The following is an 11,370-nucleotide window of genomic DNA, read 5'->3' on the forward strand; positions in this document are numbered from 1 at the left end:
TCTCTTTTAAGATCATGCCACTTTTAAAACTATTTCAATTTACAACCTATTTGAAACATTGATTAAGGCTTATATCCATGTTTAAGAAAACACTTTTAGCAACATCAGCTCTTCTAATCTCATCAACAGCCTTCGCTGCAGACGTAGAAAACTCGAATCTAGATATCGCGTTCCAAGGAGCTCACTTCCAAGGCGCAGGGAATCAAATCACCATGCTGCGAGTTCCGGTAACCAACAAAGATACAGGAACAACTCAATTTTTCGATATGAGCGCAGAATTCGCAGCAGATAAAAATGGCAACCTGATATTCAAAAATATGAGTTCAATAAAATCAGTTGCTTTTGCAAGTGCAAATCAACTGATATCAGGACATTACTCTGATAGTAAGGGTCGCAGTTGGTATGTAGATGGACCATCTGTTGGGGCGGATGGCCGCCAAATATGGAGTATTCAAACAGCAAACGGGTACAGTAGTGGTGGCTCTGCCGGCGGTCAAGTAATGAGTGGAACCCTCAAAAACAATGAATTAGCTGCCAACGCTGATGGATTCAAAGAAGTACTAAAAAACGCTTCTGCGCTTAATTATGGGATTGCTAGGGGCGACGATTTGATAAGTGCAGCCCAATCTGGACAAATGATCTCTATTGTAAGATATGATTCAAAAGGTGAACCTTATGATAGTTGGAGCCTTCGTTCAGCTCCTGTACCACAACCGGAAGACTAATGAAAATCCTAGCGCTAATCATCTCACTGTCGAGTGCTTGTGCTTTCGCTTCCCCGTCTTGGTACGGGGAAGTACCATTGGACTCAACTTTGAGCTATGGGTTCGGCAAAGGCAACACTTACCAACAAGCCAAAGACGCGGCTTATCATGATCTGGCTAAAGGTGTTGAAAACCAAATAGTCAGTAAGATCACTAGTACTAAAACCTTCGAAAATGGCGAGTTGAAAACATCTGCGGCTTCTCATAAAGAATCCATATCCAATGTAGTTTTCCGAAACAACGTCACCATTATCAACAGTGAAAAATCGCAAAACCAGTTTTATGTTCAAGTCCAATATGACCCCGAGTCATTTGCACAAAAGCTCTCTGCTTGGTTAAAGAAATCACAATGTCACCGTGAATTACACCCATACTGGTCAACAACGACCATGCTAAAAAATTGGGTGGAACAACACCAATGCCTACCGCATATAGATATCGAGCGGTTTGCTGGGGGCTGGATGCTCTCTAGCAGTAGTGGCCAGTTAATACTACCCGAAACAAAGTATAACCACCTATTTTTCAACTATTCAGATGAAAGTATAGATATTCAATCATCCAAGCGACGACTCAATGCTGGCGACCATTACTTTATTCAACTCCACTCAAATCAAGCGGGTTACCTCTCTTTGTTTCAAGTTTATGAAGATGGCAGTACCGGCGTGTTAGTTGAAAACCATCAAGTCACAGATGGCGCCTCTATCGAGTTTCCAGATAGAAATCAGTATGACGGAATCGAAGCGCTGCTCAACAACGGACAAGAGACATACGATACCAATATCGCATTGCTCTGCCCTACAAAAATAGACACCTCTCGATTTGAGCGATTGGATGAATCGCGTTTATCAACAGACACTCCAGGGTTTGGGTTGATCCTGAACTATTTCGAGCACTGTGATTTTGTCATGGAACGACTCTCGATAGAGAAAGGTTAACCCCTCGGTCAAGGAACAGATATGAAGAAAATAATTTGCCAGCTATCCCCTTTAGCGATACTTATCTCTAGTGGATGGGCGTCTGCAGATACGCTGCAGCAAGCGTGTGAACTTTCAATTACCGAACAAAGTTGCCCTAGCGTCGAACATTTTGTCAATCAACCTTTTGAAGCGAAAGATGAGTTTGAAAAATACAAACTCTGCAGTGAAGCCCAATTTGATCTTTACAAAGTACAAAAGAACTGCGAATTCGATCAATATGTGGCACAAGCTCAACAAGAGTTTGATAAGTTTAAAACCAAAGTTTCAGAATCTTGGGATAATCCTACCTTTAGCGACCAATTTAAGTGGGTCAGCTACAGCCCCTCTCTACAAATAAAGCGTGAAGTTAACTTCGAGAAAAATACGATTCAAGTCACCACTATTACAGGTGAAACAACCTCAGTAGAAGAACTCAAAGAAGAGATCGTGCGTACATCTCAGCTGACCATTGGCGAAGCCCAACAAGCCGATGCTTATACCTCTGAACTGATTGAAGCAACAAATGTTGAGAAACTCAGTGATAAGACATTCTTACCCGTTTCCGAAACACCAAAGGTTCAGGCTCAAGAGTTAGACAAAGCTCTTGAAAATGTGGCCGTGACCAAAGCCAAAGACAGTAAAGGCAATACCGTTCTCAAAGCCGTTATTTCTTTTCCGCCAAGTTGGCTTAATCGTAAAGAACAACGCTTTTTTGATACCGTTGAAGTTTACGCAGAAAAATACAAACTTGAGCCTGAATTTATACTGTCTATCATCAAAACAGAAAGCGCTTTCGATCCTACAGCAACCTCACATGTTCCTGCCTTTGGCCTGATGCAAATTGTCCCAAGTTCCGCAGGATTAGATGCGACAAACTTCCTATTTGGTGAACAACAGTTACTGAATAAAGAATACTTATTCGACCCCGAAAAAAACATTGAGGTCGGTACCGCTTATTTGCACTTACTGCGCTCTCGCTACTTCAAAGGCGTTACCAATGAAGAGAGCTTAAAGTACTGCATAACAGCGGCTTACAACGGAGGCATGGGGCCAATCTATCATATTTTCGGTGGCAAACGCTCAGTTGCAATCAAGAATATTAACCAGCTTGAACCACAACAAGTATTCCAAACTATCCAACGAAAGCATTCTGCTGCGGAAACTCGTAACTACTTGAAAAAAGTAAGTAAAGCAGAAGTTAATTACGAAAAGAATATGATTTAAGGATAAAACATGAAAAAGACTCTAATTATCGCTGCAATTACTACATTGTCATTTCAAGCAGCCGCTAACTCCGAATTTCCTAGTTGGCGCATGAACCCACAATTTGATTTGCCTGAAGGCTTAATCGCAGGCGTTGCTTGTGTTGAAAGTATGGGAGACATGACGCTTGATATGGACATCGCTTCAATGGAGGCGAGAGCATCGCTAGCTGCGTCTCTCGAAGCCATGGTGCAAAAAGAGCTCGATACAAATCGAACCTCGGAGAAAAAGAAGATTGTAACAGCCGATCGTAAAGACAATGTTGTGACTACAACCGTAACCGCTAAATCGACCACAAAACAACTAACCAACCAGCTAATGAAGTTTACCTGGGTAACAGAAAGCGTTTCTGTAGAAAAAGATGTCGAAGAATATTTATGTACCCGTGTGGTTGCACGAGCACCTCAAGTTGTTGCTGAATAAGGTTTTATCATGTCAGAACAAGCTCTACCTTCATCTGTTGATAAAACAGCACCAGAAGAAGACGTGTCTTTAACTCAACAAGCTCCCAATGAAGATCAAAAAGATTTTCTTGAAATAATGAGAGAGAAGACACCAAACTCTATCCTTGCCATCATTGCGCTGATCATCGCAGGTGGTCAGTTCAACGATGCTATTGATATGGGAAGCAAAGGTTGGGACCTCTTAATTTCTAACTTTTCAGATGCTCCATCTAACGAGCGCCTTTCTAAAGTCTATATTCGTGCTTCCAGTGGCATTTTAGAAGAGACATTTGGCTCTCCGGTTTATACCAAGATGTCGAATGGTGAGGTACAGATAAAATACTACAAAGACAGTAAGTTTATTCTTTCTGCAATAACATCCAACGACACAATAGATGCTTTTCTCATTTTCCCTAAACCGGGGTTTGTCGCTGATGTGAACTACCACGCAGGCAGCGCCACTTATTTGGAAACCAACTTCGTTAACTCGACAACAGAACATGCTGCCATATCCAATATTGCGCGTTCAGGGAATTATTACATTGAAGAAGCAGAAGGTGGTCGCTATGAACTGTTATACAGCTCTGTCGGTGGTTACAGCGAATACCTATCCCCTCTCTCTGCGCAACAACTCAAGTTACTCGCTGATTTTAATGACAAATTGATGATGGAAGAGAATACAAAAGATTCTCTAACTAAACTACGTAGTGAAATCAGGCCAAACTTTTATGGGTATACGACGGTCGATTTAGAATCACTTGCCCCTGCAATTCTTACCAAACTTGAATATGAATTGATCACTGATTAACAGCAGCGTTGGTCATTGATAATCGGTATCCAGTAATGTGTATATCTGATTCGGTTAGCTCTACGTACATTGATGAACTCATTGAGTTTGCTAAAACTGAGCAAGTCTTAAAAATCAGCTATACATAGAGAAAAAAAGAGCTCCTCATAGTGTAGGAGCTCTTCTCATTTCGGTAACTAGGGATTTAAGCAGGCTAGAGAACCAGCAACCTAACGACCTGAATAATACATACAGATTCGAACACCATCGAACTCACGAATCTCAAATGGGATCTCGTAGATCGACTCCATCACTGACTTTTCAACCACTTCAGAGACCTTGCCCGACTTAACCACTTGGCCCCTCTTCATCGCGACAATGTTATCTGAGTAACAAGAAGCGAAGTTGATGTCATGAATCACGATAACGACCGCTTTATTGAACTCATGCGCTAAACGACGCAACGTCTGCATAATTTCGACCGAGTGTTTAATATCAAGATTGTTCAGTGGCTCATCTAAGAACACATAATCCGTATCTTGCGCCACAACCATCGCGATAAACGCCATTTGACGCTGACCGCCACTCAACTCATCAAGGTATTTGTTTTGGATGTCAGTAATGCCAAGGTGTTCTAGTGCTGTATCGACGATCTTATGATCTTCGTCTTTCAAGCGACCTTGAGAGTGTGGGAAACGACCAAAACAGACCAATTCACGAATCGTAAATCGCATGTTGATGTTATTTGATTGTCTTAACACGGCAAGGTGCTTCGCTAGCTCTTTGGTATCCCACTCAGCCAGTAACTTATCGCCAATGACCACTTCACCCGCGTCGCTGTCTGTTAAGCGGCTCGCCATTGAAAGCAGTGTACTTTTACCCGCACCATTTGGGCCAATGATAGAAGTCACTTCGCCTTTCGGGAACATAGCACTGGCATCATCAACCACGAGTGACTTGCCATACTTCTTACTTAAACCTGTTAATTTAATCACTACTTACTACCTTTACTGAATTCTGGTGCGTAACAACAAGAACATAAAATACAAACCGCCGACCAAGTTAATAATCACACTCACAGTGGTTTCAAACGCCATCACTTTTTCGATAAACCATTGGCCAGAAACCAATAGCACGATCGCTAGTAAGCTGCTTGCGATGATAAGCACACGATGCTGATAAGATCGGAATATCTGGCGAGCTAAGCTTACGGTGATCAAGCCAAAGAACAGCACAGGGCCAACCAGAGCCGTAGACACCGCGACCATCACTGACACAATCACCAAGGTAATCTGAGTCAATCGCTTGGTGTTCACACCCAGGCTTGTCGCGTTATCAACACCAAGCCAAAGTACATCAAGCTTAGGCGCTAACAACCAAAGGCCAAGCAAGCTCAAACCCAAAGGAATAAGGCTGAGGTAAACCAACTCGCCTTTCACGTTATTGAAACTTGCGAACATCACATTCTGCAGCACCGCGAACTCGTTCGGGTCAATCAACATCGCCAAGAAGTTAGACAAACTCGAGAATACGCTGCCACATACGATGCCTATCAACAGCAGTGTGAATACGTTGTTTCGCTTGCTCTTAAAGTAGAAATGGAACAGAGCAAACGAGAACAAGATCATCACAGTCACAGACATCGAAAAGTTTGCGATCGAGTCAATCACCCAGAAGCTAGCACTGCCAAACACAAACAGAAGTACCGTTTGTACCAGCATATACAAGCTGTCAAAGCCCAAGATGGATGGGGTTAGAATTCGGTTATTAGTAATGGTTTGGAAAACCAATGACGACGCCGAGATCGCTACCGCCGCCAACACAATCGACAGCAATTTTGGTAGGCGCAGAGACAAGAAGAACTCGTAGTTATCCCACGTCAGCCCCTGCCCGATGAATAGCGCTGTCATACCCAAAGACGCGATAGCCAGAATCGCAATTTTTACTGAATCACGCATTCGACTTGTCTCTCATGATTAGGTAAATAAAAATCATGCCACCAAAGATGCTGATTACCATCGAGATTGGAATCTCATAAGGGAAGATGACGATTCGAGCTAGCAGGTCACAAGCCAACACCAAGATCACCCCCCAGTAGGCAGTCCAAGGCAGAATCTTCTTCATGTTATCGCCCATCATCAGAGACACGATATTCGGCACGATAAGGCCAAGGAATGGGATAACACCAACGATCATCACCACAGAGGAGGCACTGATAGCCACTAACGCAACACCAATGAAGACGATCTTCTGATAATTCAAACCGATGTTTTTCGCGAAGCTCTCACCGATGCTCGCCGCACTGAACTGGCTCGCGAAATAGTAAGCCAATACACAAGCAGGCACCGCGAGATAAAGGATTTCATAGCTGCCCTGCAACACGCTCGCAAAGTTCGCCATAGTCCATGCCGACATGGTTTGTACTAAGTCGTACTTATAAGCAATAAAGGTTGTTAGAGACGAAACAACGTTGCCATACATAATGCCAATCAAAGGCACCAATACCGCGTTCTTAAACTTGAGGTGTTGTAGGAAGCGAACCAATAGCATGGTGCCAAACACTGCAAACGCGAAGATAAAGCCTAAGTAGCTCCATTGCGCAGCATTGCCTAGCACTAGAATGCCGACAATGTAACCCAACATCGCACAGTCAATGGTGCCCATCGTCGAAGGCGCGGCAAACTTGTTCTGTACGATTTGCTGCATGATCAAGCCAGAAACACTCAATCCCGCTCCGGCAAGCACGATCGCGAGTAGTCGAGGAATCCGACTAACAATATAAATAGAATTGGCGTGTTGGTTGCCATTGAAGAAGTCACTAAAACTGATTTCAGCGACTCCAATCATCAATGACGCAACGCATAACACAACAAGAAATACAGCAGCTGCAATGGGTTTCAACATAGGAATAATACTAAAGATAGGTCTCGGGTAGCCCGTATAAAAAAGTGAAAAAGGGCTTATAAGAACACTCTTATAAGCCCGAAAATCTGATGGTTAGTAACTATTGAATCGTACGTTCAATGTCACTAAGCATTCTATGAATCGCTGTCACACCGCCACCAGCCAAATACCAAGCACTTGAATCAAGGTAAACGATATTGCCGTGCTGCGCTGCAGGTGTTGCCGCAACCAGTGGGTTATCAAACAGTTGTTGTGCGCGTCCTTCTGATTTACCAATCGCTTTTTCGCGGTCAAGCACGTAAAGCACTTCAGGTTTTGCATCAGCTATGTATTCAAAAGAGATTAGGTTGCCGTGTGTTCCTTTAATCGGAGCCACGGTTGCACTCTTTGATTCCACGAAACCAAAGTCATCAAAGATGATAGAGAAACGGCTGCCTTTGTTGAACATCGCAATGTTGTTGCCGTTGTTCATTAGCATCATTGCTGAAGTTTCGTCAGACGCTACTTTGTCGTTTACCGCTGTGATAGAAGCTTGAGTCTCTTTAATGATCGCTTCGACTTCAGCTTGCTTACCAAAGATGTCGCCTAGCACACGCCAGTTTTGCTGAGCATCAGCCCAGTACTTGTCGCCTTCAATAGAAAACATGACAGTAGGAGCAATTTGTGCCAGTTTGTCGTAAACCTTAAGCATGCGGTTTTCCGCGATGATGATGTCAGGCTTCAACATGTAGATAGCTTCAAAATCAGGTTCGCTTAAAGAGCCTGTATTTGCCGTCGTATCTTTGTACGAAGCTAGGTAATCAGGCAGCAAGCTATGAGGCGCGCCAACTGGCTGTACACCAATTTTATCGAGCACGTCTAAGCTACCGTGGCCTAGAACCACCACTCGCTGTGGTACTTCAGTAAACTGCGCTGTGCCTTTCACATGCTCAATGGTGACGGTTTCCGCATGCGCGGTCATCATGAATGATGATGCTAGAACGATGGCAAGCCCGCTCAATAACTGGCGAACTGAATTGATTGTTTTCTTCATGTTTCTTCCTTTGCCATTGATACAAACCACCACTCATGACAATGAAAGTCACATTACTCATAGACGAGCATGGGGCGTACACAACTGCTAAATAACGATAATTTAAAGTCTGTCATTGGATTGACAACAAACTTGTAACGCAAGTGAGAACTATTATCAATTATATTTGCACTAAATTGGCGATACAACAACTTTATTATTCAGAAACGTAAAAGTGAGTATTCATATTTTGCGTAGTCAGGAGAGGTATTAGGAATCAGAAATATCAAAAAGACGCGAAGAGGAAAATACTCATCAACCTGAAGAAAAAAACAGATGGGGAAAGCACCCAAAAACCCTGTAATTACAACGCTGAACCCCAAAATCATGGATTGTAATTTACAATGTAAAGATCATATACAACAGAGACTTAATCATCACCAAATTAGCTGATCAATTAAACCCACTAATGACAACGAATACGAACAGCTGAAAAGCCAAGACTCAGTCAGATATCATGATCAAATCCCTGACCTTCGCTCATTTAACCTTCAGTAACCGATGGTAAATCACCCAAAAATATTTTTGAATTTAATTGAAAATAGGGTTGTAATTTTGAAAACTAGGCGTATAGTTCGCCACCTGGCTCTAATCTATAGAGCTGTTAATGCTAAAGTAAGTCCAAGTTCCACATAGACAGTTCTCGATTCCCTCGTTACACCATCTCTGCGTCAGCTTTCACCCAGATAGTCATTCAATAGCTTTTAAATTCGATCCTACTACCGATCTATCGTCATTTGCTCTTTTGTCAGCGAAGTCAGAATAGATCGAGCACTTAAATACAAATGTAATAAACACAAGGCACAGTTATGTCACGCAGAACAACACGACAAACCCATTGGTATCAACTATCACGCGAAAAAACAGTCAATAAACTAAAAGGTAATAAATGCTCAAGATTAAAATAGATTTACACAAAGAAGAGATTTCATGGGTCACCGAGATTCGACAGCTCAATAGCGATATACTCCACCGCCACATATTGCCCAAGCTACAACATCACAGCTATCTCATCGACTTTGAATTTAATGAACGAGAAAGCATCGGAACTATCGTTTCAGGCAACGGAAACACCCTAGGACATTTCACACTCCTATAGCATTTCCCAAAGGCTACAAAAGAAACACCATCTAGTCCCAAAGATGTAAAAGATGTCACCCTCAATTCGCTCTAGCAGAACAAAATAGAGTAGAAGTAAAACAGATCTGAAACCTAGCCCTTTTTGCATTTCACACGCGGCTAACGCTAGCTAGGTTATCGTACTTCTATTGAAACCAACTTATATCAAACTCTAAATCACCATTGAGTCATTATCAGTGCATTCATGGACTAATAAGTTAACGGCATCGACCTTAACTTCTGATCAAGAGTATATAAGTGTTCTGCAGCTTGCATGTGTTGAGGGTAATCACTGAACTTCTCACGATTCTCCTCATTCATCTTACATGTCTCATCCACCAGCATTAACTTCCAATACAGCTTCGTTGTATGCAACATCGCCAGTAACGGTTTGAACACCTCTTTCTCATAAGCTTGAATCAACTCTTCAATCAACTCGTCACGTTCGTCTTCGCTTGCGATTGAACCCTCGGTTGCCGACAACACTTTTTGATACTTCAGGTTTTGTTGCAGCTTATCCATGACCGTTTGGTTTTCTTCCGCTAAGTCAACAAGCTTCGACTTAATGATGTTTACCCAATTCGCTTGGCTCAGTACTGTGTCATCAACGCTGGTAAAATCTTCTCGTATTTGTCGTTCAACATCTTTTTGAGCTTTCTTTAAAACCGCACGCACCTTTTGGAAAGGCAGCTGATACTCCTTACTTAGCTCGATAATCAGTTTATGAAAACCACCATTTGGAAGGTGTAAGTTTTCTTTAAACGTCGCCATTGCAGCTTCTTGCTGTTCGGTAAGGTGAGTCATTCTGTTTCCTATTCTTTATCACTTATGGTGCTGAGCCCGCGATCATACCATTATTACCCTCGTTTTTTCGGTAACTTGATCAGTTACACCTCGCTATGCCGTTAAATTCTCTCAGCCCTTTCTCTTTTGGCTAGTTATTAACCCACTTGGCATAAAATGGTAAATCTCTATCGGCGAAAGTTCGTACATTACGCGCTCAGGGGATATCGCCAGACAGGAGTCGTTACTTACATATGAAAGACAAGCGCGAGAAATGAGAAAACAGATGACCTATTCAGAATACAAAGAATCCGATTTGCATAAGTGCGTGAGCATTGGTTCAGAAGCAATGGTATCCATTGCCAAGTTTGCCTTTAAAGCCACTACCCTTTTATTTCGATTTTTCCGCTGGCTTGTCGTATCGGCTTATACCTACGTGATGAAGTAATTCTATATGGGAGTCGTTGTTTTCATTACGACTTATCTAAATACCCCAAAGCGCGCCCTATTAGGTCGCGCTTTTTTTGTGCCCAGTTTTATACCTAGCTTGATGCCAAAAGTCCGAGTGCATTTTATATCGTCAGTGGCGCTAAATGGTAAAACTGACCATCGAATAAAAACCATACTACACCTGTTCCAACGAAACAGACTTCTAACTTATACAGGTACTAAAATGAAAAAGATTGCACTTAAAATTGTAGGACTAACGGTTTTGGCTTCTGCGCTAACTGGTTGTATCGGCAGCAACGCCGTAACAGGGAAAGTGATGAAATTTAACGTTGAAGTTGTCGATAACCGCTATGCCCGTGCAGGTGTAAACTTCTTATTAGCGCCTGTATACGGTATTACTACCGCAGCAGACTATGTGGTATTCAACTCACTTGAATTCTGGACAGGTAAAAACCCTATCAGCGGTTCACCACACGTATTTGATACAAAAACAGACACGCACTTCAAAGTGAACGATGAGCTGGACCCAAGCCTGAAAGAAGCCCCTGTCGGCCCAATTTCTAACAATCGCACCATTGAAACGGGTGAGATGATTAAGATCGACGAAAACACGATTCAAATGGACATCGTCTATACATCTGGTGAAACAGCGACTCTAACGGGCATCAAAGACGGTCAAAACGTTACCTATTACATGGATGGTCAGCTTGTATCGCAAACAACTATCGCTGAATTAGAGAAGATTCAAGGCACTGAAGCTTAAGGTTCATCGCCCACACAGAGTTCAAACTTAAAGAGACTTTTGAGCTCATAATCGAGTAGGAGGAGG

Annotated in this window: 13 protein-coding genes; 8 read left to right on the plus strand and 5 right to left on the minus strand. The window is 42.6% G+C overall.

Features of this window, described 5'->3' with window-relative positions:
- Positions 1–77: 77 nt before the first annotated feature.
- The 5 genes from AB4507_RS15190 to AB4507_RS15210 are packed head-to-tail and all read left to right on the plus strand — an operon-like array spanning position 78 to position 4,234.
- Complete coding sequence (locus AB4507_RS15190; RefSeq protein ID WP_372138382.1) at positions 78–725, plus strand: hypothetical protein; 648 nt, start codon at positions 78–80, stop codon at positions 723–725.
- Complete coding sequence (locus tag AB4507_RS15195) at positions 725–1,699, plus strand: LPP20 family lipoprotein (RefSeq protein ID WP_372138380.1); 975 nt, start codon at positions 725–727, stop codon at positions 1,697–1,699. The genes AB4507_RS15190 and AB4507_RS15195 overlap by 1 nt, the downstream gene beginning before the upstream one ends.
- A 21-nt stretch (positions 1,700–1,720) precedes the next feature.
- A complete protein-coding gene (locus AB4507_RS15200) occupies positions 1,721–2,944 on the plus strand; it encodes a murein transglycosylase domain-containing protein (protein WP_372182904.1) in 1,224 nt (407 codons plus the stop codon).
- Positions 2,945–2,953: 9 nt separating this feature from the next.
- A complete protein-coding gene (locus tag AB4507_RS15205) occupies positions 2,954–3,406 on the plus strand; it encodes a hypothetical protein (protein ID WP_017101531.1) in 453 nt (150 codons plus the stop codon).
- 9 nt (positions 3,407–3,415) lie between these two features.
- A complete protein-coding gene (locus tag AB4507_RS15210; protein WP_017101530.1) occupies positions 3,416–4,234 on the plus strand; it encodes an ETEC_3214 domain-containing protein in 819 nt (272 codons plus the stop codon).
- A 209-nt stretch (positions 4,235–4,443) separates the two neighbouring features.
- Here the strand turns inward: AB4507_RS15210 and AB4507_RS15215 are convergent, their stop codons facing one another.
- The 4 genes from AB4507_RS15215 to AB4507_RS15230 form a co-directional block, all read right to left on the minus strand.
- The gene (locus AB4507_RS15215; RefSeq protein ID WP_280588899.1) at positions 4,444–5,208 is read right to left on the minus strand and encodes an ABC transporter ATP-binding protein; all 765 of its coding nucleotides are present in this window, start codon (positions 5,206–5,208) and stop codon (positions 4,444–4,446) included.
- A gap of 12 nt (positions 5,209–5,220) precedes the next feature.
- The gene (locus AB4507_RS15220; protein ID WP_136978264.1) at positions 5,221–6,171 is read right to left on the minus strand and encodes an iron chelate uptake ABC transporter family permease subunit; all 951 of its coding nucleotides are present in this window, start codon (positions 6,169–6,171) and stop codon (positions 5,221–5,223) included.
- Complete coding sequence (locus tag AB4507_RS15225) at positions 6,164–7,117, minus strand: ABC transporter permease (RefSeq protein ID WP_017061896.1); 954 nt, start codon at positions 7,115–7,117, stop codon at positions 6,164–6,166. Before AB4507_RS15225 ends, AB4507_RS15220 begins: the two co-directional genes overlap by 8 nt.
- A gap of 100 nt (positions 7,118–7,217) precedes the next feature.
- A complete protein-coding gene (locus AB4507_RS15230) occupies positions 7,218–8,150 on the minus strand; it encodes a siderophore ABC transporter substrate-binding protein (protein ID WP_017061897.1) in 933 nt (310 codons plus the stop codon).
- Positions 8,151–9,078: 928 nt separating this feature from the next.
- Here AB4507_RS15230 and AB4507_RS15235 point away from each other — a divergent pair.
- A complete protein-coding gene (locus tag AB4507_RS15235) occupies positions 9,079–9,288 on the plus strand; it encodes a hypothetical protein (protein ID WP_004731601.1) in 210 nt (69 codons plus the stop codon).
- A gap of 230 nt (positions 9,289–9,518) precedes the next feature.
- On the opposite strand, the gene AB4507_RS15240 is transcribed toward AB4507_RS15235, so the two are convergent.
- Positions 9,519–10,112 carry a hypothetical protein gene (locus AB4507_RS15240; RefSeq protein WP_017061898.1) on the minus strand — a complete coding sequence of 198 codons (594 nt, stop codon included), beginning with the start codon at positions 10,110–10,112 and terminating at the stop codon, positions 9,519–9,521.
- Between the two features lie 265 nt (positions 10,113–10,377).
- On the opposite strand from AB4507_RS15240, the gene AB4507_RS15245 reads away from it, so the two are divergent.
- Together AB4507_RS15245 and AB4507_RS15250 are read left to right on the plus strand one after the other, a co-directional pair.
- The gene (locus AB4507_RS15245) at positions 10,378–10,539 is read left to right on the plus strand and encodes a hypothetical protein (protein WP_170962358.1); all 162 of its coding nucleotides are present in this window, start codon (positions 10,378–10,380) and stop codon (positions 10,537–10,539) included.
- Positions 10,540–10,764: 225 nt separating this feature from the next.
- Positions 10,765–11,304 carry a DUF3332 domain-containing protein gene (locus tag AB4507_RS15250; protein WP_017061899.1) on the plus strand — a complete coding sequence of 180 codons (540 nt, stop codon included), beginning with the start codon at positions 10,765–10,767 and terminating at the stop codon, positions 11,302–11,304.
- The last annotated feature ends 66 nt before the right edge of the window (positions 11,305–11,370 follow it).

It is taken from the genome of Vibrio sp. 10N.222.54.A3 (assembly GCF_041474095.1).
GTDB classification, from domain to species: Bacteria; Pseudomonadota; Gammaproteobacteria; order Enterobacterales; family Vibrionaceae; genus Vibrio; species Vibrio crassostreae_C.